Raw genomic sequence first — 26,052 nt, 5'->3', positions numbered from 1 at the left:
AGCCGGTGCCCCGCATCGTCGAATCCCGGCCCACGCGGCTGCAGTCGCTGGCCGACCTCTACCCGGACGGGATCCTCGGGGCCACCATCGCCGGCGAGATCACCTTCATCAACGACCACGCGGCCCGGCTCCTGGGCACCACGGTCGAGCAGGCGATGGGCGGCCGGCTGGACGAGGTGCTGCTCCTGCAGGACCAGGACGGGCAGACGTGGCTGGACGTCAACCGGCCGGACCGGAGCATCTCCACTCGCACGGGCATCCCCGAGCAGTCCTGGTTGAACTCCGGCGGCGAAGAGGTGCTGACCACCGCCCGCATGGTGCGCGAGCGCCCGCTGGCGCCGGTGGTGGGCGTCGCGATCGGCATCCGCAACGGCCGGGGCCGGGCGCGCCTCGACCGCGAGCGCTCCGACCTGGTCGCCACGGTGGCCCACGAGCTGCGCTCGCCTCTGACCGGCGTCAAGGGGTTCGTCCAGGCACTGCTCAACCGCTGGGACAAGCTCAACGACGAGCAGCGCAAGCTGATGCTCACCACCGTCAACGCCGACGCCGACCGGCTGGTGCGCCTCATCGCTGAGCTGCTCGACGTGGCCCGCATCGACACCGGCCGCCTCTCGCTCTACCCGCGGGAGTCCGACGCCGTGGTGCTGGCCAGGCGCGTGGTCGACTCCGTCGGGGCCGGCACAAGCCGGGTCATCGAGCTGGAGGCCGCCGAGGGACTCCCGGAGGTCTTCGCCGACCCCGACAAGTTCACCCAGGTCGTCACCAACCTCGTCGAGAACGCCGTGCGCCACGGCCAGGGCCGTGTCGTCGTCTCCCTCGCACTGACGCCCGAGGCGTCGGACGTGGACGGCGTGCGGATCTGCGTCGACGACGAGGGCGAGGGCATCCCCGAGGAGATGCGGCGCCGCGTGTTCACCAAGTTCTGGAAGCACGGGTCCAGTGGCGGGTCGGGGCTGGGCATGTACATCGTGGGCGGCCTCGCGCGCGCCCACGGCGGCTACGTGACGGTCACCGATGCGGACGGTGGGGGAGCCCGCGTGATGGTCGACTGGCCGCGTGAGGACCGACGCCCCGAGTGAGGCGAGGCGGTCGGCTCACTCGGCAGCGGCCATGGTCGCGCCCAGGCCGATCATCATCACGCCCCCGGCCGCACCCATGGCGTCGAGCCGCTCGGGGCGGCGGGCGAACCACGCCCGCGCCGCACCCGCGGCCATCGCCCACACCGAGTCGCTGGCCACGGCCAGCACCGCGAACAGCAGTCCGAGCAGTGCCACCTGGAGCCCCACCGGCCCGGACGGGTCGGTGAACTGGGGGAGGAACGCCACGAAGAACACGATCGTCTTCGGGTTGCCCATCCCGACGAGCAGCCCCGTGCGGACGGCGGCCCCGGGACGTTCCGGCGTCCGCTCGCCGGCGTTCAGGGCCACGCGCGCGTCCTTGCGGTGCCGGATCGCCGAGATGCCGAGCCACACGACCCACGCCGCCCCCGCCAGCTTGAGGACGGTGTACGCCGTCGCGCTGGCCGCCACCACGGCGCCGAGCCCCAGGGCGACCATCAGCACCTGCACCAGGAGGCCGAGGCCGTTGCCGACCACCGAGAGCAGCGCCTCGCGGCGCCCCACGCTCAGCGCCCGGCCGATGGTGAAGAGCAGGCTCGGGCCCGGCACCTGGATGAAGAGGATCGAGGCGAGCACGAAGGCGAGCAGCTGGCTGGTGGTTGGCACCCGACAAGGCTAGGGCCCCGGGAACGCCCTCGCCTCCCCGTTCCGCGGGCGGTCATCTGCACACAACCTCCACGCGTCGTCCGCACCTCGTGCGCGGTCCGGCTCCTAGGGTCGACCCATGAGCACGACGGGGACACGACGACGGGTGCTGGTGGTCGAGGACGAGCGGGTGATCAACGACCAGCTCGCCGAGCGGCTCCGGGCCGAGGGGTACGACGTCACCCAGGCGTACGACGGGTGGGCCGCGGTCCGCGAGGCCGGCGCCGCCCAGCCCGACGTGGTCGTCCTCGACGTGATGCTGCCCGGCCTCGACGGCCACGAGGTGTGCCGCCGGCTCCAGGCCGTGCGCCCGGTCCCCGTCCTCATGCTCACCGCCCGCGACGACGAGGCCGACATCCTGGTGGGGCTGGGCGTCGGGGCCGACGACTACCTCACCAAGCCGTTCCGGATGCGCGAGGTGGTCGCGCGGGTGGCAGCGCTGGTGCGCCGGGTCGAGCGGGCCGCCGAGCTGGCGGTGGCCCCGGACCGCGAGCCGCTGGTCCTCGGATCACTCACGGTCGACCCCGGTCGCCGGCGTACGACGCGCGACGGCACCGAGGTCCACCTGACGCCCACGGAGTTCGACCTGCTGGTGTGCCTGGCCCGCGAGCCGGGCCAGGTGCTGACCCGCGAGCGACTGCTCGCCGACGTGTGGGGGTGGGCGGAGTCGGGGCTCACCGGCGTCGCGACCCGCACGGTGGACAGCCACGTCAAGGCGCTGCGGCACAAGCTCGGCGCCGCCTGGATCCGCACCGTGCACGGCGTGGGCTACGCGCTGGAGCCCGGGGAGGCCGCCCCGTGAGCGCGGCCCTCGACCCGGTCACCAGCATCAAGGTCAAGCTGGGCGCCCTGGTCGCGGCGTCCGTCGTCGTGGCGGCCCTCCTCGCCAGCCTCGGGTCGGCAGCCGGCGTCCCCGCGCTGCTGACCGTCCCGGTCGCGGTGGCGCTCGCCCTCGGGGTGACCCAGCTGCTCGCCGCCGGGATGGTGGCACCCCTGCGCCAGATGACGGACGTCGCGCAGCGGATGGCCCGCGGCGACTACTCCGGGCGGGTCCGCACCTCGGCCACCGACGAGGTCGGCCGCCTGGCGGAGGCCTTCAACCGGATGGCCGCCGACCTCGAACAGGTCGACGCCGAGCGTCGCGACCTCATCGCCACCGTCTCCCACGAGCTGCGCACCCCCCTCGCGGCGATGACCGCCGTCCTGGAGAACCTCGCCGACGGCGTGGTGCCCGCCGATCCCCACCACCTCGCCGACGCGCTGTCCCAGGCCGAACGGCTGCGCGACCTGGTCGCCGACCTGCTGGAGCTCTCCCGGCTCGAGGCGGGTGTGATCCGCCTGGAGGTCCGCGAGGTCGCCCTCGCCGCACTCGTCGACGACTGCGTGCGCGAGGTGACCCACGCGGGCCGGACGACGTCGTACGACGTGGGGCTGGATCGCGACCTGGTGGTCGAGGCCGACCCCGCCCGGTTGCGCCAGCTGCTCGTCAACGCCCTCGACAACGCCGGGCGCCACAGTCCCGTCGACGCGGCCGTCCGGGTCACCGCCGGCACCGCCGACGACCACTGGTGGCTGGAGGTCCTCGACCACGGCTCCGGGCTCGCGCCTGCCGACCGCGAGCGGGTGTTCCAGCGCTTCGGTACCAGCGCGGCCGGTGGCGGGACCGGGCTGGGGCTGGCGGTCGCGCGCTGGGTCGCCCAGCTCCACGGCGGCACCCTGCGCTTCGTGGACCCCGCCGCCGGCTCCGGTGCCTGCCTGCGGCTCCACGTCCCGCTCGAGGTCCCGCTCCAGGTCCAGTCCGAGAAGCCCCTCCAGGAGGCCGTCGTGCCCAGCCCGTCCCACCCGCCCGCGCCGGGCAGCACCACGGACCGCCCGGTCGCCCCGGTCCAGCAGCCTGCCGCGCCTGCCCCGGGCCTCGACTCGCTCTTCGGGGCCTTCTGGCCCGAGGCGCCCCGGTCGGCGGCGTTGCGGGTCGTCGTGGCGAGCGTACTGGTGGGCGTCCTCGCCGGCGCGACGATGACGTTCGTCGGCCCCGGGCTCGCGTGGACGCTCGTCCTCGCGGCCGCCGGGGGAGCGGCGTACGCCACCGCTCGGCACCGTCGGGACCCGTTCGTCGTCGGGGCCACCGCGCTCGGCCTGCTGCTCGTCGTCCCGCTCACGATCCTCGACAACGCCGCCATCGCGTTGCTCTGCGTCGTCGCCGCGATCGCGGTCTTCCTGGTCGCGGTGACCCGCGCTGCCACGCTGTCCGGGTTCGTGCTGGCCGGTCTGTCCTGGCCGCTGTCCTCGGTGCGGGGGCTGCCGTGGTTCGGGCGCAGCCTGCGCCTCGTCGGCACCGGCGGGCGCACCCCTGCGCTGGCCCGCACCGCCGCGCTGTCCCTGCTCGGGCTGGTCGTCTTCGGCGCCCTGTTCGCCTCCGCCGACGCGCTCTTCGCCAGCTGGGTCGACGCGGTGGTGCCCAACCTGACCTTCGGCGACCTCGTGGCGCGGGTGTTCGTCGCCGTCGCGGTCTTCGGCCTGAGCCTCGCCGGCTCGTACGCCGCCCTCAACCCACCGCGCGTCGAGGCTCCCCGCCGACCGGTCGAGCCGCTGCCCAACCGCTTCGAGTGGCTCGTGCCCGTGCTCATCGTGGACGGCGTCTTCCTGGTCTTCCTCGCAGCGCAGGCCACCGTGGCATTCGGGGGCCACGACTACCTCGAGCGGACCACGGGCATCACCTACGCCGACTACGTCCACCAGGGGTTCGGGCAGCTCACCGTGGCCACCGCCCTTACCCTCCTCGTCGTGTGGGCCGCGGCCCGCCGGGCCGGCGACGAGCCGCGCGACCGGCTCTGGCTGCGGGTCTCGCTGGGCCTGCTGTGCCTGCTGACGCTCGTCGTGGTGGCCTCCGCGATCTACCGGATGCACGTCTACCAGGAGGCCTACGGCTTCACCACGCTGCGCCTCGTCGTCGACGTCTTCGAGGGTTGGCTCGGACTCGTCGTGCTCACGGTGATGGTGGCCGGCGTGGTCGGCGGCGGGCACCGGGTCCCGCGCATCGCCCTGGTGACCGGCGCGGTCGCGACCCTCGGCCTCGCCGTGCTCAACCCCGACGCGTGGGTTGCCGGTCGCAACATCGACCGCTACGAGGCGACCGGCTCCCTCGACCTGCGCTACCTCCAGTCGCTGTCCGCCGACGCGGCGCCGGTGGTGGCCGAGCGGCTGCCGGAGCGGGTCGCCGGCTGCGTCCTGCAGCACCTGTCGACCAACCAGCTCGACGAGGAGGACGCCACCCTCTGGGGCTGGAACCTCGGACGCGAGCGGGCCCGCGACGCCCTCGACGGCGTCGAGATGCCCCCCTCGCCCGACGCCACGGGCGACCCGTGCGCCGGTGTCTACGAGGAATTCGGCGAGCCCTCCGGGTCGGCGGTCGGCTAGCATCGCGGCCATGGAGCCCCGTCAGCGATTTCTCCGCCCCGGACCGGTCGTCGGTCCGGGGGCCGCAGGAGTCCGGGGCGCGTCGGCCTGACCGACGGCTGGTCGCACCGGCAGGCTCTCGTACGACGCCGGGTCCGGGGAGCTGCCCCGTCCGACCCATCTTCTACGATCGGCGCGTCCACGAAGACGTGAGGAAAGGGAGCCATGTCCGGCCCCAACACCGAGTACGACCCCGTCGAGGTCACCCCGCTGAAGGCCGACGAGGTCGAGGCGATGCGTGACGCCGCGATCGCGGCGATCTCCGCAGCACCCGACCTCGAGGCGCTCAAGACCGTCCGGCTCGAGCACGTCGGCGACCGCTCGCCGCTCGCCCTGGCCAACCGCGAGATTGGTGCGCTGCCGCCCCAGGCCCGCAAGGACGCCGGCCAGCGCGTGGGCCAGGCCCGCGGCGCGGTCAACAAGGCGCTGGCCGAGCGCCAGGTGCAGCTCGAGGCCGAGCACGAGGAGCGGATGCTGGTCGAGGAGACGGTCGACGTCACCCTCCCCACCGACCGCGTGCGACGCGGCAGCCGGCACCCCATCACGCTGCAGTCGGAGCTGGTGGCCGACATCTTCGTGGCGATGGGCTGGGAGATCGCCGAGGGCCCGGTGGTGGAGGCCGAGTGGCTCAACTTCGACGCCCTCAACCTCGGCCCCGACCACCCCGCCCGCACCATGCAGGACACCTTCTGGACCGAGCCGGCCGACCACCACGTCGTGCTGCGCACCCAGACGTCCCCGGTGCAGGCGCGCACCATGCTGACGCGCAAGCCGCCGATCTACGTCGCCTGCCCCGGACGGGTCTTCCGCACCGACGAGTACGACGCGACGCACAGCCCGATGTTCCACCAGGTCGAGGGCCTCGTCGTCGACGAGGGCATCACCATGGCCCACCTCAAGGGCTCGCTCGACCACCTCGCCTCCCAGCTGTTCGGCGACGGGATCGACACGCGGTTCCGCCCGTCGTACTTCCCCTTCACCGAGCCCTCGGCCGAGGTCGACGTCCGCTGCTTCGTCTGCCGCGGGATCGACAGCGCCTCGTGCCGCACCTGTCGCGGCGAGGGCTGGATCGAGTGGGGCGGCTGCGGCGTCGTCAACCCGCGGGTGCTCGTCGCGTGCGGCATCGACCCGGACACCTACTCCGGCTTCGCCTTCGGCATGGGCATCGACCGCAGCTTCATGTTCCGCCACACCCTGGAGGACCTGCGCCCGCTCTTCGAGGGCGACGTGCGCTTCTCCTCCGCCTTCGGCTCCGAGATCTGAGAAGGACTCCTTCGTGAAGACCCCCCTGTCCTGGATCACCGAGTACGTCGACGTGCCCGACCACGTCACCACCGACGAGCTCACCGCCCGCCTCACCCTCACCGGCCTCAAGCTCGAGGGCATCGCCAGCCCGGGCGCCGAGATCACCGGGCCGCTCGTGGTCGGCCGGGTGCTCACCATGGAGCCCGAGCCGCAGAAGAACGGCAAGACCATCAACTGGTGCACCGTCGACGTCGCGGACGCCAACGGGAGCGGTGAGCCGCAGGGCATCGTCTGCGGCGCCCACAACTTCGCGCCCGGCGACCTGGTGGTCGTCGTGCTGCCCGGCGGCGTGCTGCCCGGCGGCTTCGAGATCTCCGCGCGCAAGACCTATGGGCACGTGTCCTCCGGCATGATCTGCTCGGCCGCCGAGCTGGGCCTGGGCGACGACCACGACGGCATCATCGTGCTCCCCGCCGACGCCGGCGAGCCGGGCCAGGACGTACGGCCCCTGCTCGGGCTCGACGAGGAGATCATCGAGTTCGAGATCAACCCCGACCGCGCCTACGCGCTCTCCCTGCGCGGCATCGCCCGCGAGGTGCTCGTCTCCGTCGAGGGTGCCTCCGGCTTCCGCGACCCCGCGCTGCGCGAGACCCCGCCCGCCAACGACGCCGGGCACCCCGTCGTGGTCGAGGACGAGGCGGGCTGCCCGGTGTTCGTGGCCCGCAAGATCACCGGCTTCGACCCGTCGGCGCCGACCCCGGAGGTCATCGCACAGCGCCTGACCGCGGCCGGCATGCGGCCGATCTCGCTCGCCGTCGACGTCACCAACTACGTGATGCTCGAGACCGGCCGGCCGATCCACGGCTACGACGCCGACCTGCTGCAGGGACCGATCGTCGTACGCCGCGCGCGGGAGGGCGAGACCCTCACCACCCTCGACGGCACCGCACGCACCCTGTCGGCCGAGGACCTCGTCGTCACCGACGACTCGGGCATCATCGGCCTCGGCGGCGTGATGGGCGGGCAGACGACCGAGATGTCGGCGACCACGACCAGCGTCCTGGTCGAGGCGGCCCACTGGGACGCCACGTCGATGTTCCGCACCGGCCGTCGCCACCGCATCACCTCCGAGGCCGGCAAGCGCAACGAGCGCGGCGTCGACGCCACCATCTGCGAGGCCGCGGCCGACCGTGTGGTCGAGCTGCTGACGACGTACGGCGGCGGGCAGGTCGATCCCGGCGTCACCGTCGTGGGGACGCCGCCGTCGATGCCCACGATCACCGTGGCCGGCGACCGGGCCGCGCGCGTCTCGGGCCTCGACATCAGCGAGGAGCGGGCCGTCGCGGCGCTGCGTGCCGTCGGCTGCGAGGTCTCCGGCACCGGGACGCTCGAGGTCGTGCCCCCGCCGTGGCGCCCCGACCTCACCGACCCGCAGGACACCACCGAGGAGGTCATCCGCCTCGTCGGCTACGACACCATCCCGTCGGTGCTGCCCCAGGCGCCCGGCGGCCGCGGCCTGACCCGCACCCAGCTGCTGCGCCGCCGCATCGGGCGCACCATGGCCGGTGCCGGGTTCGTCGAGGTCGTGACCTTCCCGTTCGTGGGCGACGCCGACCTCGACGCCCTGGGACTGCCGGGTGACGACCCGCGGCGTACGACGCTGCGCCTGTCCAACCCGCTCAGCAGCGAGGCGCCGGGGATGACGACCACCCTGCTGCCGGCCCTGCTGCGCACCGCCGGCAGGAACGTCGGGCTGGGCGCGACGTCGCTGGCCATCTTCGAGGCAGCGCCCGTGACGGTGCCCCGCGCGAGCGGCCCGGCGCCGATCCTGCCCGTGGACCGCCGCCCCACGGACGCCGAGCTCGACGCACTGGACAAGGCCCTGCCCGACCAGCCGCTGCACCTCGGCCTCGTCGCTGCCGGCGAGCACGAGCAGGCCGGCTGGTGGGGTCCCGGACGGACCGTGACGTGGGCCGACGCCGTCGACGCCGTGCGCACCGTCGCCGGTGCGCTCGGCCTCGAGCTGGCCACGCGGCCCGCCACCACCGCCCCGTGGCACCCCGGGCGGTGCGCGGCGCTCCTGCTCGGCGACGTGGTCGTCGGCCACGCCGGGGAGCTCCACCCCCGCGTGTGCACGGCCTTCGGCCTGCCACCGCGCTCGGTCGCCGCCGAGGTCGACCTCGAGGTGCTCCTCCAGCACGCCGTGCACCTGCGCCCCGCGCCGAGCTTCTCGGGCTACCCGGTCGCCAAGGAGGACGTGGCCCTCGTGGTCGACGAGACCGTGGCCGCGGCCGACGTCGAGGCGGCGCTGCGCGAGGGGGCCGGCGAGCTGCTCGAGTCGATCCGGCTCTTCGACGTCTACACCGGCGAGCAGGTCGGCCCGGGGAAGAAGTCGTTGGCGTTCGCGCTGCGCTTCCGGGCCCCCGACCGCACGCTCAAGGAGGGCGAGTCCGCGGCCGCTCGCGACGCCGCCGTCCGCGTCGCCGGAGAGCGGACCGGGGCCGTCCAGCGCTGAGGGTGCCGGCTCAGTTGATCGGGGTGGCCACGATCGCACGGAAGCGGTCGAGGACGCCTTGGTCGCCGACCACCGACAGGTGCCTCTCGTCGCCCCGGTGCCAGAGCCAGGCATCGAGGGCGGCGGCCGGCCCGTCGACGACGACGTCGGGCTCGAGGTCCTCGGGCGCCTCGACGAGGTGGCAGTCCTCCTCGCCCGCGATGACCTGGCCGCTGTCCGGGTCGGTGCCGCTGAACAACCCCAGCTGGGCCCACAGCTCGTCGCCGGTGTCCGTGCAGTCGAGGCGGACGTGGTGGGGGAGCGGCTCCCACGAGCCCCACGGCGGGCACCCGCCGTACATCACGCCCACCACCTCGGCCACGCCGTCGGCCGCGAGCCTGGGGTCCACCTCGGACGCGGTGCCGGCCGCCAGCTCCGCGTCCATGCGGTGGACCAGCGCCTCGTGGGCCTGGCGGCGCAGGATGAAGCCGACCGTGTGGTCGTCCGACCAGGTCCAGGCCTCGGCGCCGGGATCGACACCCTCGAGGGACTCGGCCAGGGTCGCGCTCGCCACGTCGTAGGCGGCGAGGAGCTCGGCGTACGCCGCCGGTCGCTCGGCGTCGTAGGCCTCCTCGCCCTCCACCGGCGCGGCCGGACGATCGGCGACCCGTCCCGCCCAGAACCGCTGCACCTTGGTCAGGTGCCACAGCAGGTCGGCGGCGTCCCAGTCGGGGCACGACGGCACCCGCGCACCGGGGTCGCAGTCGGCGAGGACCTCGCGGAAGCGTGCGGACTCGGAGCGGATGTGGTCGAGGTAGCCCTCGGGCGTCAGTCGCGTCATGCCGACACGCTAGGCGTCGGCACCGACAGGGCGACAGCCGTTATCGGCGTCGCCACCCCCGACGGCGGGGGACCGGCTCGATCTCGTGGTCGAGCGACCGTCGCAGGATCCGTACGGCGTCCGGCTCCCCGCTCAGCGTGACGTGCTCGCCGACCTCGTGGTCGTGCAGCCACCACAGCAGCGCGGTGGCCGGTCCCGCCACCACCACGACGGGCTCGCCGCCCGCCCCTGGCCGGACGGCGCCGACGTCGCCGCGCCGGTCCTGGCCGAAGCACACCGGCCACTCGTCCGCGGTGTCCGTGGCCCGCAGCAGCGCGGGACGGGGCTGCCACATGACGTCGGCGTCCGGCTCCGCCCAGTGTCCGAGGGCCCGGTCGATCCCGTCCGCGGCCACCGCCGGGGTCACCATGGGGGCGCCACGCCCGGCCGCGAGGCTGGCGGCGTGCGCGACACCGACGGCCTCGTGGGCCAGCAGCCGTGCCACGTCGCCGGTCGTCCCCGGTCGCCCGAAGAAGTCGAGGTCGGCCTCGGGCCCGGTCGCCAGCAGCAGGTCCTCGAGGTGGCTGATCTCCGTCGCGATCGCGGCGACCACGTCGCCGTGCGCCTGCGGCGGGGACGGCTCCACGCGCTGGCTCCAGTACCGGCCCGGGTGCTCCAGGGTCCAGGCCCAGATCTCCAGCGTCGCCCAGTGCTCGCGTGTCGCCGCGTGCGCCGGGACGCCGTGGGGTGGCAAGGTGTCGGCAGGTCCCAGCTGGGCCAGGCTCGCGACCGCCGCGCGCCCGTGCAGGTCCAGCAGGTCCAGGTGCTCCGCGAAGACGATGTCCACGGCGCAGACCCTAGTGAGGCATGATCATGCATGTCGATGTATAGTCATGCACATGAGCTTCTCCGTCGCCGTCGCCGGTGCCAGCGGGTACGCCGGGGGCGAGGTGCTGCGCCTCCTCCTGGGCCATCCCGACGCGCGCATCGGCGCGCTGACGGCAGGGTCCAACGCCGGGGAGGCCCTCGGCGGCCTCCAGCCGCACCTGCTGCCCCTGGCCGACCGGGTGCTCGAGGAGACCACCCCCGAGACGCTCGCGGGCCACGACGTGGTCGTCCTCGGCCTGCCGCACGGTCAGTCGGCCCCGATCGCCGAGGCCCTCGGCGACGACGTGGTGGTCATCGACTGCGGAGCCGACTTCCGGCTCACCGACGCGGCCGCCTGGGAGCGGTTCTACGGCGGCACCCACGCGGGCTCCTGGCCCTACGGCCTGCCTGAGCTGCCCGGCCAGCGCGAGCAGCTGCGCGGTGCCCGACGCATCGCCGTGCCCGGGTGCTACCCGACCGTCTCCACCCTCACCATCGCTCCGGCGCTGGCCGCCGGACTCGTCGAGCCCGACATCAGCGTGGTGGCCGCGAGCGGGACGTCGGGCGCCGGCAAGGCCGCCAAGGCGCACCTGCTCGGCAGCGAGGTGATGGGCAACGCCAGTGCGTACGGCGTCGGGGGAGTGCACCGGCACACGCCCGAGATCACCCAGAACCTCGGACGCGTCCACGACGGCGACGTCCGGGTCGGCTTCACGCCGTTGCTGGTCCCGATGTCGCGGGGCATCCTGGCCACCGTGTCCGCGCCGCTCGCCCGTGACGCCGACGCCGACGAGGTGCGCGCGGCCTACCTCGCGGCGTACGCCGACGAGGCCTTCGTGCACGTGCTCCCCGACGGCCAGTGGCCGCAGACCCAGTCCGTGCTCGGCTCCAACGCCGTGCACGTGCAGGTCACCGTCGACCCCGCCGTACGCCGCGTCGTCGCGGTCGGCGTGGTCGACAACCTCGCCAAGGGCACCGCCGGCGCCGCCGTGCAGTGCCTCAACCTCGCGCTCGGCCTCGACGAGACCACCGGGCTCTCCACGATCGGACTCGCACCATGAACGACCAGACCCCCGAGACGACCGAGCCGATCGAGCCGTCCGCCGACACGACCCAGTCACAGGTCGACACGACCGGGCACTCCGGTCCGACGTTCACCCTGCTCAAGTTCCCCGAGAAGCTCGCGATCGTGCGCCTCGGCCCGGGCGCCGAGATCCCCCAGTGGGCCGAGTCGGCGAGCCTCTTCTCGATCACGGCCACCGCGACCGAGACCAGCCTGGTGTGCGCGACTCGGTCGGTGCCGACCAAGACCCCCAGCATCAAGCCGCTCACGGCCTTCCAGGTCGGGGGTCCGCTCGACCCGGATGCGATCGGCATCCTCGCGGGCCTGCTGGTCCCGCTCGCCGAGGCGCAGATCCCGGTCTACACGCTGTCCACCTTCGACACCGACTGGGTGATGGTGCGCCTCGTCGACGCCGGCAAGGCGGCCGAGGCGTGGCGCCGCCGCGGCCACACCGTGACGGACGCCGTGCCCGCCAAGCCCGCCCGCGACAAGGGGCGTGACCGGCCGCGGGGCGACCGGGGCAAGGGCGACCGGGGCAAGGGCGACACCTCCCGCGAGGGGGCGAAGAAGAAGTGACCACGACCCACCCGGCGGGATTCACCGCCGCCGGTGTCGAGGCCGGGCTCAAGACCAGCGGCGGCAAGGACCTGGCCCTGGTCGTCAACGCCGGGCCGAGGTTCGACTCCGCCACCGTCTTCACCGCCAACCGCTGCAAGGCCAACCCGATCCTGTGGAGCCAGGAGGTGGTCAAGGACGGCGTCGTCCGGGCCGTCGTCCTCAACTCCGGCGGTGCCAACTGCTACACCGGGCCCGACGGCTTCCAGACCACCCACGCGGTGGCCGAGCGCGTCGCCGACCGGCTCGGCATCGGCGCGATCGACGTGGTCGTCTGCTCGACCGGACTCATCGGGCTCGCCAACGACCGCGAGGCGCTCCTCGCCGGGGTGGACGCCGCCCACGCGGGCCTCAGCACCGACGGCGGGACCGACGCTGCCGAGGCGATCATGACCACCGACTCGGTGAGCAAGCAGGTCGTCGTCGAGGGCGCCGGCTGGTCGATCGGCGGGATGGCCAAGGGCGCCGGCATGCTGGCCCCCCAGCTCGCCACGATGCTGGTCGTGCTCACCACCGACGCGGTCGTCCCCGCCGCCGACCTCGACGCCGCCCTCCGGGCCGCCACGCGGGTGTCCTTCGACCGGCTCGACTCCGACGGCTGCATGTCGACCAACGACACCGTGACCGTGATGGCGAGCGGGGCCAGCGGCATCACCCCGACGCCGGACGACTTCACCGAGGCGCTGACCCAGGCCTGCACCGACCTGGCCATGCAGCTGCTCAAGGACGCCGAGGGCGCCGACCACGAGATCGCCATCACCGCGCTCCACGCCGCGTCCGAGGACGAGGCGGTGGAGGTCGCCCGCAGCGTGGCCCGCTCCAACCTCTTCAAGGCCGCGGTCTTCGGCAACGACCCCAACTGGGGACGCGTGCTGGCCAGCATCGGCACGACCGGGGCGGCCTTCGACCCCGCCGATCTCGACGTCGCCATGAACGGCGTCTGGGTCTGCCGCCGGTCCACGCCCGCCGAGGACCCGGCCGGCGTCGACCTGACCGGCCGGGAGGTCAGCGTCACCATCGACCTCAAGGCCGGCGACGCCCGGGCCACCGTCTGGACCAACGACCTCACCCACGCCTACGTCCACGAGAACAGCGCCTACAGCTCATGACCACTCACGCCAGCTCCCAGAACCGACCCGACCCCGCCAAGGCGCGCACGCTCGCCGCGGCGCTGCCGTGGCTCAAGCGCTACCACGGGCGCACGATCGTGGTGAAGTACGGCGGCAACGCGATGACCGACGACACCCTCAAGGCCGCCTTCGCCGAGGACGTCGCGTTCCTGCGCTTCGCCGGCTTCAAGCCCGTCGTCGTCCACGGCGGCGGCCCGCAGATCTCCGCGATGCTCAAGCGCCTCGACATCACCTCGGAGTTCCGCGGCGGCCTCCGGGTGACCACGCCCGAGGCGATGGACGTCGTCCGGATGGTGCTGGTCGGCCAGGTGCAGCGCGAGCTCGTGGGCCTCATCAACCAGCACGGACCGCTCGCCGTCGGCCTCTCCGGTGAGGACGCCGGCCTCTTCACCGCCAAGGCCACCAACACGGTGGTGGACGGCGAGGAGGTGGACCTCGGCCTGGTCGGCGAGGTGGCCAAGGTCCGCCCGGAGGCCGTCCAGGACATCGTCGAGGCCGGTCGCATCCCGGTCATCTCCAGCGTCGCCCCGGACGAGGACGGGGTGGTCCACAACGTCAACGCCGACACCGCTGCCGCCGCCCTGGCGGTCGCGCTGGGCGCCGAGAAGCTGCTCGTCCTCACCGACGTGGAGGGCCTGTTCCGGGACTGGCCGCACAGTGACGACGTGATCCAGGAGATCAGCCCCGAGTCGCTCGAGGCGATGCTGCCCTCGCTGGCCAGCGGCATGGTCCCCAAGATGACCGCCTGCCTCCAGGCGGTGCAGGGCGGCGTGCCCCGCGCCACCGTCGTGGACGGGCGCGAGCCGCACGCGGTCCTGCTCGAGATCTTCACCGACGAGGGCGTCGGCACCCAGGTGCTGCCCGGCGTCGAGACCGTCCTGCGCAAGGCGCACACCACCCCGGAGGTCAAGGCATGAGCTGGCAGGAGCGCTACGAGGGCGCCCTCATGGACACGTTCGGCACCCCGCGGCTCAAGCTCGAGCGCGGCGCGGGCGTCCGGGTCTGGGACGACGCGGGTCGTGAGTACGTCGACCTGTACGCCGGAATCGCCGTCAATGCGCTGGGCCACGCCCACCCGGCGGTCGTCGAGGCGGTGACCACCCAGCTGCGGACGCTGGGCCACGTCTCCAACTTCATGGCCTCCGAGCCCCAGCTCGCCCTTGCCGAGCGACTTCTGCAGCTCCTCGGCGGGCCCGGTCGGGTCTTCTTCTCCAACTCCGGGGCCGAGGCCAACGAGGCCGCCTTCAAGCTGACCCGGCGTACCGGTCGCACGCACCTCGTCGCCGCCATGGGCAGCTTCCACGGCCGCACCATGGGCGCGCTGGCGCTGACGTCGAAGGCCGCCTACCGCGAGCCCTTCGAGCCGCTGCCCGGGCACGTCACGTTCGTCGAGTACGGCGACGAGGCCGCCCTCGCCGCCGCGGTCACCGACGAGACCGCCGCCGTCGTCCTCGAGCCGATCCAGGGGGAGGCCGGCGTGCACGTCGCGCCGGACGGCTACCTCGCCGCGGCCCGGGAGATCACCACCCACCACGGCGCGCTGCTGTGGCTGGACGAGGTGCAGACCGGCATCGGCCGCACCGGTGCCTGGTTCGCCCACCAGCTGCCGTTCGCCGGGGGCGTCACCCCCGACGTGGTCACCCTCGCCAAGGGACTCGGTGGCGGCATCCCGATCGGCGCCACCGTCGCCCTGGGCGAGGCAGGCTCGCTGCTCCGGCCCGGCAACCACGGCACCACCTTCGGCGGCAACCCGGTCGCCTGCGCCGCGGCGCTGGCCGTGCTCGACACCATCGAGCGCGACGGGCTCCTCGAGCACGTGGAGCACGTCGGCAAGCGCCTCGCGGACGCCCTGGCCGACCAGCCGGCCGTCACCGAGGTGCGCGGCCACGGCCTGATGCTCGCCGCGGACCTCGACGCCGAGGACGCCGCCGCCGTGGTCGACGCCGGACGCGACGCCGGCTACCTGCTCAACGCGACGGGCCCCTCCACGCTGCGCTTCGTGCCGCCGCTGGTGCTCTCCGAGGCCGACGTCGATGCATTCGCGGCCGCCTTCGGCGGGATCGTCGCCGGTGCCCGCGCCGATGACGGAGGGGGAGCCTGATGCGCCACCTCCTCGCCGACGACGACCTCACCCCGGCCGAGCAGGCCGAAGTCCTCGACCTCGCGGCCGCGATCAAGGCGGACCCCTTCGCGCTGCGTCCCCTCGAGGGTCCCCGCACCGTCGCGCTGGTCTTCGACCGTCCCACCCTGCGCACGCAGGTCTCCTTCTCGGCGGGCATCGCGGAGCTCGGCGGGCACGCGATGGCCGTCGACGGCGGTCTGGCCGCCATGGGGGAGCGCGAGTCCTTCGAGGACGTCGCCCGCGTGCTCGGGCGCCAGGCCGCGGCGGTCGTCTGGCGCACGGCCCACCAGGCCGACCTCGTCACGATGGCGGAGCACGCCGGCGTGCCCGTGGTCAACGCGCTCACCGACGAGTTCCACCCCTGCCAGCTGCTGGCCGACCTGCAGACGGTCCGCGAGCACGTCGGCACCCTGGCCGGCACCCGGGTCGCCTTCGTCGGCGACGGGGCCTGCAACATGGGCAACTCGTGGGTGCTCGCCGGCGCCACCGCCGGCATGCACGTCGCCGTCGGCGCCCCCGAGGGCTACGAGCCCGATGCCGCCGTCCTCGCCCGGGCCGGCGAGATCGCGTCTCGCACCGGCGGCTCGATCACCCTCGAGCGCGACCCGGTCGCCGCTGTCACCGATGCCGCGGTGGTCGTCACCGACACCTGGGTGTCGATGGGCCGCGAGGAGGAGGCGGCCGACCGGCTGCGCCTCTTCACGCCGTACTCGCTGACCGCCGGCCTGCTCGCGCACGCCGCACCGGACGCGATCGTCATGCACTGCCTGCCCGCCTACCGCGGCACCGAGATCGACGCGGCCGTCATCGACGGCGCGCAGAGCGTCGTGTGGGACGAGGCGGAGAACCGTCGTCACGCCCAGAAGGCGATCCTCACGTGGCTCCTGGAGCGCGCATGAACGACACCGCCACCAGCCCCACCACCAAGAGCGCGCGCCACCAGCGCATCATCGACCTCGTGACCCACCACGACGTCCGCTCGCAGACCGAGCTGGCCGAGCTCCTCGCCGACCACGGCGTGCACGTCACCCAGGCGACCCTGAGCCGCGACCTCGTCGAGCTCGACGCCGTCAAGATCCGCAGCGCCTCGGGCGCCCTGGTGTACGCCGTCCCGGCCGAGGGCGGCGACCGGTCCCCGGGCGCGACCCGCGAGACGGCGTCGGCCATCGACCGGCTGGCGCGGCTGTGCGGCGACCTGCTGGTCAGCGCCGACGCGAGTGCCAACCTCGTCGTGCTGCGGACCCCGCCCGGCGCCGCCCAGTTCCTCGCCAGCGCGTTCGACAAGGCCGACCTCGGCGACGTCCTCGGCACCATCGCCGGCGACGACACCGTGCTGATCATCGGCCGCGACGCCGCCGGGGGAGAGGCGCTCGCCCGGCGCTTCCTCGCCCTGGCCAACCACGACACCACCAGCCGGGACACGACATCCCCCCACCCCGCAAAGGACGTCCACTGAGATGAGCAAGGTCCTCACCTCCCTCCCCGTCGGCGAGCGCGTCGGCATCGCCTTCTCCGGCGGCCTCGACACCTCGGTGGCGGTGGCCTGGATGCGCGCCAAGGGCGCCGTCCCGTGCACCTACACCGCCGACATCGGCCAGTACGACGAGCCGGACATCTCCGGGGTCCCCGGTCGCGCCCTCGAGTACGGCGCCGAGATCGCCCGCGCCGTCGACTGCCGCACCTCGCTGGTCGAGGAGGGCCTCGCGGCCCTGGCCTGCGGGGCCTTCCACATCCGTTCCGGTGGTCGCGCCTACTTCAACACCACGCCGCTCGGTCGCGCCGTCACCGGCATGATGCTGGTGCGGGCGATGCACGAGGACGACGTCGACATCTGGGGCGACGGCTCGACCTTCAAGGGCAACGACATCGAGCGGTTCTACCGCTACGGCCTGCTGGCCAACCCCGAGCTGCGCATCTACAAGCCGTGGCTGGACGCCGACTTCGTGCACGAGCTCGGCGGGCGCACCGAGATGAGCCAGTGGCTCACCGAGCGCGGCCTGCCCTACCGCGACAGCAAGGAGAAGGCCTACTCCACCGACGCCAACATCTGGGGCGCCACCCACGAGGCCAAGACCCTCGAGCACCTCGACGTCTCGCTCGAGACCGTCCAACCCATCATGGGCGTGAAGTTCTGGGACCCGTCCGTCGAGATCGCCACCGAGGACGTCACGATCCGCTTCGAGCAGGGCCGCCCGGTCGCGATCGGCGGCACGTCGTACGCCGACCCGGTCCAGCTGGTGATGAAGGCCAACGAGATCGGTGGTCGCCACGGCCTCGGCATGTCCGACCAGATCGAGAACCGGATCATCGAGGCCAAGTCGCGGGGCATCTACGAGGCCCCCGGCATGGCGCTGCTGTGGATCGCCTACGAGCGCCTGCTGAACGCGGTGCACAACGAGGACACCATCGCCAACTACCACCACGAGGGCCGCCGGCTCGGCCGCCTGCTCTACGAGGGCCGCTGGCTGGACCCGCAGGCGCTGATGATGCGCGAGTCGATCCAGCGCTGGATCGCCTCGCTGGTCACCGGCGAGGTCACCCTGCGCCTGCGTCGTGGCGAGGACTACACGGTCCTCTCGACCGACGGCCCGGCGTTCTCCTACCACCCCGACAAGCTGTCGATGGAGCGCACCGACAACGCCGTCTTCGGACCCACCGACCGGATCGGCCAGCTCACCATGCGCAACCTCGACATCGCCGACTCGCGCGCCAAGCTCGAGCAGTACGCCAGCCAGCCGCAGGACCAGGGCCACGTGCTGGTCGAGAACGGCAACCTCTTCGGGGAGATCGAGCCCGGGGGCGCTGACCGGATCGCGCGGCGCAACGGAGCCGACCAGCTCGACGACGAGGCACTGGACCACGCCGCGCTCGAGGTCGGGACCGACTGATGGCCGAGGAGGTCGGCGCCGGAGGGACGACCAACCAGGGCGCGCTGTGGGGCGGACGGTTCACGTCCGGTCCGTCGCCGGAGCTGGTCAAGCTGTCGCGCTCGACGCACTTCGACTGGCGGCTCACCCCCTACGACCTCGCGGGGTCGCGGGCGCACGCCAACGCGCTGCACGGCGCCGGGCTGCTCACCGACGCCGACCACGCCGAGCTCCTCCGCGGGCTGCACGTGCTGGGGGAGCGGTACGCCGCCGGCACCCTGCACCCCGACCCCACGGACGAGGACGTGCACGGGGCCCTGGAGCGGTTGCTGCTCGAGGAGGTCGGTCCCGACGTGGGTGGCCGGCTCCGGGCCGGTCGCTCCCGCAACGACCAGGTCGCGACGCTGTTCAAGGCGTTCCTGCGCGACCACGCCGCGATCGTCGCCGGGCAGGTGCTCGACCTCGTCGACGCGCTGGTCGTCCAGGCGGGCCGGCACCTCGACGCCGTGATGCCCGGTCGCACCCACCTGCAGCACGCCCAGCCAGTGCTGCTCTCGCACCACCTGCTCGCGCACGCCTGGCCGCTGCTGCGGGACGTCGCGCGGCTGGCCGACTGGGACGCCCGCGTCGCCGGTGACTCGCCGTACGGCTCCGGTGCGCTGGCCGGCTCCTCGCTGGGCCTCGACCCGACGGCCGTGGCGCACGAGCTCGGCTTCACCGGCTCCACCGCCAACTCCATCGACGGCACGGCTGCCCGTGACTTCGTCGCCGAGCTGGCCTTCGTGACCGCGATGATCGGCGTCGACGTCTCCCGGCTGGCCGAGGAGGTCATCCTCTGGACGACCCGGGAGTTCGACTTCGCCCGGCTGCACGACTCCTGGTCGACGGGGTCGAGCATCATGCCGCAGAAGAAGAACCCCGACATCGCCGAGCTCGCCCGCGGCAAGGCCGGCCGGCTGGTCGGCAACCTCGCCGGGCTGATGACCACGCTCAAGGCGCTCCCACTCGCGTACAACCGCGACCTCCAGGAGGACAAGGAACCGGTCTTCGACTCGGTCGACACCCTCGAGGTGCTGCTGCCGGCGTTCACCGGGATGATCGCCACCCTGGAGTTCAACACCGACCGGATGGCCGAGCTCGCCCCTCAGGGCTTCTCGCTGGCGACCGACGTGGCCGAGTGGCTGGTGCGCGAGGGGGTTCCGTTCCGGGTCGCCCACGAGGTCGCCGGTGCCTGCGTACGCCGCTGCGAGGAGCTCGGCGTCGAGCTGCACGAGCTCACCGACGAGCAGCTGGCCGAGATCTCGCCGGAGCTCGGCGCCGGTGTCCGCGAGGTGCTGACGGTCGAGGGATCGGTGGGCTCGCGCACCGGTCGCGGCGGCACGGCGCCGTCCCGCGTCCGCGACCAGCTCGACGAGCTCGCCGGCCGGGTGGCCGCGCACCGTGAGCGCCTCGCCTGACCTGCTCGACCTGCTGGGGGGACCGGTCCACGAGGTGGCGCCGCTCCTCCTCGGCTCCGTGCTGACGCACGGTGGCGTCAGCGTGCGGCTCACGGAGGTGGAGGCGTACGGCGGCGACGACGACCCGGGCTCCCACGCGTACCGCGGGAGGACGCCGCGCAACGCGGTGATGTTCGGGCCCGCCGGTGTCCTCTACGTGTACTTCACCTACGGCATGCACCACTGCGCCAACGTCGTGTGTGGTCCCGAGGGAACGGCGTCGGCCGTGCTCCTCCGGGCGGGCGAGCTGGTGGACGGCCTCGACAGCGCCCGGGTACGCCGCCCCGGGGCGAGCGACCGGGACCTGGCCCGCGGACCGGCCCGGCTCTGCAAGGCACTCGGCATCGACCTGGAGCTCGACGGCGCGCGGCTCGACCAGGGGCCTGTGCGGCTCGAGGTCGTCGACACGCCCGGAACCGAAATCGTCTCGACCGGTCCGCGCGTGGGACTGCGGGGCGCCCCGGACCGGCCGTGGCGGTACTGGCTGACGGGGGAGCGGACGGTGTCGGCGTACCGGCCGGCGACCGCTCGTCCGCGGCCACAACGCTCTGACCTGCGGAAACAGTGAAGATCCGACCCCGATTTGTCAGCGGTTGAACGAGGGGTCTAATGTTTCACCTGTCGCCGCAAGCGGCCAGCGAAACACCGGCCTCACCGGCTGGAAGAAGCGGGTTCTTGCATGCGCGGCGGGTGTGGGTCCGGCCGAGATTGACGAGGCGGACCCGGACCGGTAAGTTACTGCAGGTTGTCCCAAGACAAGAACCGAGAGGTTCGCACTTGGGTGCGTCTGATGTTTGAGAACTCAACAGTGTGTCATAGTCGACGAATTAGTTTGTTATGCCCCGTCACCATGGCTTTTTGGTCGTGGTGGTGGTTTCTTTNTGCGTCTGATGTTTGAGAACTCAACAGTGTGTCATAGTCGACGAATTAGTTTGTTATGCCCCGTCACCATGGCTTTTTGGTCGTGGTGGTGGTTTCTTTGGTTAACGATAATTTCTGACATTTGTCAGTGATTGTCTGATGCTGGGGGATGTGGCTCTCTTTTTCTCGCGCTGGCTTTGGTTGGTGTGGGGTTTGTTTTTCGATGGAGAGTTTGATCCTGGCTCAGGACGAACGCTGGCGGCGTGCTTAACACATGCAAGTCGAGCGGAAAGGCCACTTCGGTGGTACTCGAGCGGCGAACGGGTGAGTAACACGTGAGTAATCTGCCCCCCACTTTGGGATAGCCACCGGAAACGGTGATTAATACCGGATATGACCTCGATCCGCATGGGTTGGGGTGGAAAGTTTTTCGGTGGGGGATGTGCTCGCGGCCTATCAGCTTGATGGTGGGGTAATGGCCTACCATGGCTTCGACGGGTAGCCGGCCTGAGAGGGTGACCGGCCACACTGGGACTGAGACACGGCCCAGACTCCTACGGGAGGCAGCAGTGGGGAATATTGGACAATGGGCGGAAGCCTGATCCAGCAACGCCGCGTGAGGGATGACGGCCTTCGGGTTGTAAACCTCTTTCAGTACCGACGAAGCGAAAGTGACGGTAGGTACAGAAGAAGCACCGGCCAACTACGTGCCAGCAGCCGCGGTAATACGTAGGGTGCGAGCGTTGTCCGGAATTATTGGGCGTAAAGGGCTCGTAGGCGGTTTGTCGCGTCGGGAGTGAAAACACTGGGCTTAACTCAGTGCTTGCTTTCGATACGGGCAGACTAGAGGTATGCAGGGGAGAACGGAATTCCTGGTGTAGCGGTGAAATGCGCAGATATCAGGAGGAACACCGGTGGCGAAGGCGGTTCTCTGGGCATTACCTGACGCTGAGGAGCGAAAGTGTGGGGAGCGAACAGGATTAGATACCCTGGTAGTCCACACCGTAAACGTTGGGCGCTAGGTGTGGGGTCCATTCCACGGATTCCGTGCCGCAGCTAACGCATTAAGCGCCCCGCCTGGGGAGTACGGCCGCAAGGCTAAAACTCAAAGGAATTGACGGGGGCCCGCACAAGCGGCGGAGCATGCGGATTAATTCGATGCAACGCGAAGAACCTTACCTGGGTTTGACATACACCGGAAAGCCTCAGAGATGAGGCCCCTTTTGTCGGTGTACAGGTGGTGCATGGCTGTCGTCAGCTCGTGTCGTGAGATGTTGGGTTAAGTCCCGCAACGAGCGCAACCCTCGTCCTATGTTGCCAGCACGTCATGGTGGGGACTCATAGGAGACTGCCGGGGTCAACTCGGAGGAAGGTGGGGATGACGTCAAGTCATCATGCCCCTTATGTCCAGGGCTTCACGCATGCTACAATGGCCGGTACAAAGGGCTGCGATGCTGTAAGGCGGAGCGAATCCCAAAAAGCCGGTCTCAGTTCGGATTGGGGTCTGCAACTCGACCCCATGAAGTCGGAGTCGCTAGTAATCGCAGATCAGCAACGCTGCGGTGAATACGTTCCCGGGCCTTGTACACACCGCCCGTCACGTCATGAAAGTCGGCAACACCCGAAGCCGGTGGCCCAACCCTTGTGGAGGGAGCCGTCGAAGGTGGGGCTGGCGATTAGGACGAAGTCGTAACAAGGTAGCCGTACCGGAAGGTGCGGCTGGATCACCTCCTTTCTAAGGAGCACACGCCCTGACTGGCAGCGAATGTCTGTCCAGCAATGCGGTGTCTCACTAGTGGAATCGTCGATGAATGTCTGCCCGGAGCTCGTCGGGCCGTTAGTACTACCTGGTCGCATCCCTTGTGGGTGTGGGTGGGTGTGGAACGTGGTCTGGTGTGGTGAGGGGTTGGGTTTGGCACACTGTTGGGTCCTGAAGCATCAGGCCCTCATACGCACTGGTTGTGTGTGGGGTTCGGTGGTTCTGGTTCCTCCCTTTGTCCTGGCGTCGTTTCGGCGGTGTCGGGGGGTTGGTGGGGTTGTTGTTTGAGATCTGCATAGTGGACGCGAGCATTAATTAATCTTTCGTAGTGATTTGTTTTGACGTTGTTGAGACAAGCTATGAAGGGCACATGGTGGATGCCTTGGCATCAAGAGCCGATGAAGGACGTAGGAGCCTGCGATAAGCCCTGGGGAGTTGGCAACCGAGCTGTGATCCGGGGGTGTCCGAATGGGGAAACCCAGCTGGAGTCATGTCCAGTTACCCACATCTGAACACATAGGGTGTGTGGAGGGAACGTCGGGAAGTGAAACATCTCAGTACCGACAGGAAGAGAAAACAAAAGTGATTCCGAGAGTAGTGGCGAGCGAAATCGGATGAGGCCAAACCTGATGCGTGTGATACCCGGCAGGGGTTGCGCATCAGGGGTTGTGGGGCCGCTTGGCAGGTGCTGCCGTACCTGCACGGAGTAAGAAACTTGTGTGGAAGTTGAAGCCGGTTGGAAAGCCGGGCCGTAGAGGGTGATAGCCCCGTAGACGCAATGCACAAGCTCCGTAGCGTTACCCCAAGTAACACGGAACCCCTGAAATTCCGTGTGAATCTGGCGGGACCACCCGTTAAGCCTAAATACTCCTTGATGACCGATAGCGGACAAGTACCGTGAGGGAAAGGTGAAAAGTACCCCTGGCGGGGAGTGAAATAGTACCTGAAACCGTGTGCCTACAATCCGTCGGAGCCTGTAAGGGTGACGGCGTGCCTTTTGAAGAATGAGCCTGCGAGTTTGCGGTGTGTTGCGAGGTTAACCCGTGTGGGGAAGCCGTAGCGAAAGCGAGTCCGAATAGGGCGATTCAGTAGCGCGCTCAAGACCCGAAGCGAAGTGATCTATCCATGGGCAGGTTGAAGCGTCGGTAAGACGACGTGGAGGACCGAACCCACTTAGGTTGAAAACTGAGGGGATGACCTGTGGATAGGGGTGAAAGGCCAATCAAACTTCGTGATAGCTGGTTCTCCCCGAAATGCATTTAGGTGCAGCGTTGCGTGTTTCTTGCCGGAGGTAGAGCACTGGATAGCCGATGGGCCCTACAAGGTTACTGACGTTAGCCAAACTCCGAATGCCGGTAAGTGAGAGCGCAGCAGTGAGACTGCGGGGGATAAGCTCCGTAGTCGAGAGGGAAACAGCCCAGACCATCAGCTAAGGCCCCTAAGCGGTGACTAAGTGGAAAAGGATGTGGAGTCGCAGTGACAACCAGGAGGTTGGCTTGGAAGCAGCCACCCTTGAAAGAGTGCGTAATAGCTCACTGGTCAAGTGATTCCGCGCCGACAATGTAGCGGGGCTCAAGTCATCCGCCGAAGCTATGGCATTCACGCGTGTATCTAGCATCGACTTGATCGGTGTTCAGGTGTGTGGATGGGTAGGGGAGCGTCGTGTGGGCAGTGAAGCGCCGGAGTGATCCAGGTGTGGAGGCCACACGAGTGAGAATGCAGGCATGAGTAGCGAATGACGTGTGAGAAACACGTCCGCCGAATGATCAAGGGTTCCAGGGTCAAGCTAATCTGCCCTGGGTAAGTCGGGACCTAAGGCGAGGCCGACAGGCGTAGTCGATGGACAACGGGTTGATATTCCCGTACCGGCAAAGTAGCGCCCATGACGAACCCGGTGATGCTAACCACCCAAAGCCAGGTTGACCGACCCTTCGGGGAAGGCGATCTGGTGGAGCGTGGGACCCGATCTGGTAGTAGTCAAGCGATGGGGTGACGCAGGAAGGTAGCCCAGCCGTGGCGATGGTAGTCCACGGGTAAGCATGTAGGACGGGATCTAGGCAAATCCGGATTCCATATGTCTGAGATGTGACACGGAGCCGTTTGGCGAAGTGGGTGATCCTATGCTGTCGAGAAAAACCTCTAGCGAGCTACGCGCCGCCCGTACCCCAAACCGACTCAGGTGATCAGGTAGAGAATACCAAGGCGATCGAGATAACCATGGTTAAGGAACTCGGCAAAATGCCCCCGTAACTTCGGGAGAAGGGGGGCCCGGAGCGTGAACCACCTTGCGTGGGGAAGCGTGAAGGGCCGCAGAGACCAGGCCCAAGCGACTGTTTACTAAAAACACAGGTCCGTGCGAAGTTGTAAGACGATGTATACGGACTGACTCCTGCCCGGTGCTGGAAGGTTAAGAGGACCTGTTAGACGCAAGTCGAAGCGGAGAATTTAAGCCCCAGTAAACGGCGGTGGTAACTATAACCATCCTAAGGTAGCGAAATTCCTTGTCGGGTAAGTTCCGACCTGCACGAATGGAGTAACGACTTGGGCGCTGTCTCAACCATGGACTCGGCGAAATTGCACTACGAGTAAAGATGCTCGTTACGCGCGGCAGGACGGAAAGACCCCGGGACCTTTACTATAGTTTGGTATTGGTGTTTGGTACTGCTTGTGTAGGATAGGTGGGAGACTGTGAAGGCCAGACGCCAGTTTGGTTGGAGTCAACGTTGAAATACCACTCTAGTAGTATTAGATGTCTAACCTAGGTCCGTAATCCGGATCAGGGACAGTGCCTGATGGGTAGTTTAACTGGGGCGGTTGCCTCCTAAAATGTAACGGAGGCGCTCAAAGGTTCCCTCAGCCTGGTTGGCAATCAGGTGTTGAGTGTAAGTGCACAAGGGAGCTTGACTGTGAGACAGACATGTCGAGCAGGGACGAAAGTCGGAACTAGTGATCCGGCGTCGGCATGTGGAAGCGACGTCGCTCAACGGATAAAAGGTACCCCGGGGATAACAGGCTGATCTTCCCCAAGAGTCCATATCGACGGGATGGTTTGGCACCTCGATGTCGGCTCGTCGCATCCTGGGGCTGGAGTAGGTCCCAAGGGTTGGGCTGTTCGCCCATTAAAGCGGCACGCGAGCTGGGTTTAGAACGTCGTGAGACAGTTCGGTCCCTATCCGCCGCGCGCGCAGGAAACTTGAGAAAGGCTGTCCCTAGTACGAGAGGACCGGGATGGACGAACCTCTGGTGTGCCAGTTGTCCCGCCAGGGGCACGGCTGGTTGGCTACGTTCGGAAGTGATAACCGCTGAATGCATCTAAGCGGGAAGCACGTTTCAAGATGAGGTTTCCCACCCGTTATGGGGTAAGGCCCCCCACAGAACATGGGGTTGATAGGCCGGAGGTGTACAGCAGCAATGCCTAGCCGACCGGTACTAATAGGCCGAGGGCTTGTCCCAACACCGTACAAAACACATCACCACAAGATCGATACACACAC

At 69.7% G+C, this 26,052-nt stretch carries 18 protein-coding genes and 2 rRNA genes; 17 read left to right on the top strand and 3 right to left on the bottom strand.

Going from position 1 to position 26,052, the window contains the following annotated elements:
• Nucleotides 1–5 precede the first annotated feature (5 nt).
• Nucleotides 6–1,079, top strand: coding sequence for a sensor histidine kinase (locus ASG94_RS00105; protein ID WP_235537070.1), 1,074 nt, complete (start codon nt 6–8; stop codon nt 1,077–1,079).
• A gap of 15 nt (nt 1,080–1,094) precedes the next feature.
• On the opposite strand, the gene ASG94_RS00100 is transcribed toward ASG94_RS00105, so the two are convergent.
• Nucleotides 1,095–1,724 (bottom strand): LysE family translocator, encoded by a 630-nt coding sequence (locus ASG94_RS00100; RefSeq protein WP_056924435.1) that lies wholly within the window; start codon nt 1,722–1,724, stop codon nt 1,095–1,097.
• A gap of 118 nt (nt 1,725–1,842) precedes the next feature.
• Here ASG94_RS00100 and ASG94_RS00095 point away from each other — a divergent pair, with 118 nt between their 5' ends.
• The 4 genes from ASG94_RS00095 to pheT all read left to right on the top strand — a co-directional run bounded on the left by ASG94_RS00095 (nt 1,843) and on the right by pheT (nt 8,979).
• Entirely contained in the window at nt 1,843–2,565 is a 723-nt protein-coding gene (locus tag ASG94_RS00095; RefSeq protein WP_056924434.1) for a response regulator transcription factor, read from the top strand.
• Nucleotides 2,562–5,180 carry a DUF4153 domain-containing protein gene (locus tag ASG94_RS00090; protein ID WP_056924433.1) on the top strand — a complete coding sequence of 873 codons (2,619 nt, stop codon included), beginning with the start codon at nt 2,562–2,564 and terminating at the stop codon, nt 5,178–5,180. The genes ASG94_RS00095 and ASG94_RS00090 overlap by 4 nt, the downstream gene beginning before the upstream one ends.
• A gap of 204 nt (nt 5,181–5,384) precedes the next feature.
• Complete coding sequence (gene pheS / locus ASG94_RS00085; protein WP_056924432.1) at nt 5,385–6,482, top strand: phenylalanine--tRNA ligase subunit alpha; 1,098 nt, start codon at nt 5,385–5,387, stop codon at nt 6,480–6,482.
• A 13-nt stretch (nt 6,483–6,495) separates the two neighbouring features.
• Nucleotides 6,496–8,979, top strand: coding sequence for a phenylalanine--tRNA ligase subunit beta (gene pheT, locus ASG94_RS00080; RefSeq protein WP_056924431.1), 2,484 nt, complete (start codon nt 6,496–6,498; stop codon nt 8,977–8,979).
• A 10-nt stretch (nt 8,980–8,989) separates the two neighbouring features.
• Here pheT and ASG94_RS00075 read toward each other — a convergent pair whose 3' ends face one another.
• On the bottom strand, nt 8,990–9,799 hold the full coding sequence (locus ASG94_RS00075; protein ID WP_056924430.1) for a maleylpyruvate isomerase family mycothiol-dependent enzyme: 810 nt from the start codon (nt 9,797–9,799) through the stop codon (nt 8,990–8,992).
• Nucleotides 9,800–9,839: 40 nt separating this feature from the next.
• On the bottom strand, nt 9,840–10,625 hold the full coding sequence (locus ASG94_RS00070) for a hypothetical protein (protein WP_056924429.1): 786 nt from the start codon (nt 10,623–10,625) through the stop codon (nt 9,840–9,842).
• Nucleotides 10,626–10,677: 52 nt separating this feature from the next.
• Here ASG94_RS00070 and argC point away from each other — a divergent pair, with 52 nt between their 5' ends.
• The 12 genes from argC (at nt 10,678) to ASG94_RS00010 (ending at nt 26,011) form a co-directional block, all read left to right on the top strand.
• Nucleotides 10,678–11,706, top strand: a complete 1,029-nt coding sequence (gene argC / locus ASG94_RS00065; RefSeq protein WP_056926179.1) for an N-acetyl-gamma-glutamyl-phosphate reductase — start codon at nt 10,678–10,680, stop codon at nt 11,704–11,706.
• Entirely contained in the window at nt 11,703–12,284 is a 582-nt protein-coding gene (locus ASG94_RS00060; protein WP_056924428.1) for an ACT domain-containing protein, read from the top strand. The genes argC and ASG94_RS00060 overlap by 4 nt, the downstream gene beginning before the upstream one ends.
• Nucleotides 12,281–13,432, top strand: coding sequence for a bifunctional glutamate N-acetyltransferase/amino-acid acetyltransferase ArgJ (gene argJ, locus ASG94_RS00055; RefSeq protein ID WP_056924427.1), 1,152 nt, complete (start codon nt 12,281–12,283; stop codon nt 13,430–13,432). Before ASG94_RS00060 ends, argJ begins: the two co-directional genes overlap by 4 nt.
• Complete coding sequence (argB, locus tag ASG94_RS00050) at nt 13,429–14,370, top strand: acetylglutamate kinase (RefSeq protein ID WP_056924426.1); 942 nt, start codon at nt 13,429–13,431, stop codon at nt 14,368–14,370. The genes argJ and argB overlap by 4 nt, the downstream gene beginning before the upstream one ends.
• The gene (locus ASG94_RS00045; RefSeq protein ID WP_056924425.1) at nt 14,367–15,554 is read left to right on the top strand and encodes an acetylornithine transaminase; all 1,188 of its coding nucleotides are present in this window, start codon (nt 14,367–14,369) and stop codon (nt 15,552–15,554) included. Before argB ends, ASG94_RS00045 begins: the two co-directional genes overlap by 4 nt.
• The gene (gene argF / locus ASG94_RS00040) at nt 15,551–16,474 is read left to right on the top strand and encodes an ornithine carbamoyltransferase (protein WP_056924424.1); all 924 of its coding nucleotides are present in this window, start codon (nt 15,551–15,553) and stop codon (nt 16,472–16,474) included. Before ASG94_RS00045 ends, argF begins: the two co-directional genes overlap by 4 nt.
• Nucleotides 16,471–17,031 (top strand): arginine repressor, encoded by a 561-nt coding sequence (locus ASG94_RS00035; protein ID WP_056924423.1) that lies wholly within the window; start codon nt 16,471–16,473, stop codon nt 17,029–17,031. Before argF ends, ASG94_RS00035 begins: the two co-directional genes overlap by 4 nt.
• 1 nt (nt 17,032) lies before the next feature.
• Nucleotides 17,033–18,463 carry an argininosuccinate synthase gene (argG, locus tag ASG94_RS00030; RefSeq protein ID WP_056924422.1) on the top strand — a complete coding sequence of 477 codons (1,431 nt, stop codon included), beginning with the start codon at nt 17,033–17,035 and terminating at the stop codon, nt 18,461–18,463.
• The gene (argH, locus tag ASG94_RS00025; protein ID WP_056924421.1) at nt 18,463–19,899 is read left to right on the top strand and encodes an argininosuccinate lyase; all 1,437 of its coding nucleotides are present in this window, start codon (nt 18,463–18,465) and stop codon (nt 19,897–19,899) included. The genes argG and argH overlap by 1 nt, the downstream gene beginning before the upstream one ends.
• On the top strand, nt 19,883–20,506 hold the full coding sequence (locus tag ASG94_RS00020; protein WP_056924420.1) for a DNA-3-methyladenine glycosylase: 624 nt from the start codon (nt 19,883–19,885) through the stop codon (nt 20,504–20,506). Before argH ends, ASG94_RS00020 begins: the two co-directional genes overlap by 17 nt.
• A gap of 513 nt (nt 20,507–21,019) precedes the next feature.
• Nucleotides 21,020–22,534: ribosomal RNA gene (locus ASG94_RS00015) — 16S ribosomal RNA — on the top strand.
• A gap of 374 nt (nt 22,535–22,908) precedes the next feature.
• Nucleotides 22,909–26,011: ribosomal RNA gene (locus ASG94_RS00010) — 23S ribosomal RNA — on the top strand.
• The 16S and 23S rRNA genes sit together here, the layout of an rRNA operon.
• Nucleotides 26,012–26,052: the final 41 nt, after the last annotated feature.

Source organism: Nocardioides sp. Soil805 (assembly GCF_001429625.1).
Taxonomy (GTDB): Bacteria; Actinomycetota; Actinomycetes; order Propionibacteriales; family Nocardioidaceae; genus Nocardioides.
The sequence above is the reverse complement of the archived record's forward strand: the minus strand, read 5'-3'. Positions and strand labels throughout refer to the sequence as shown.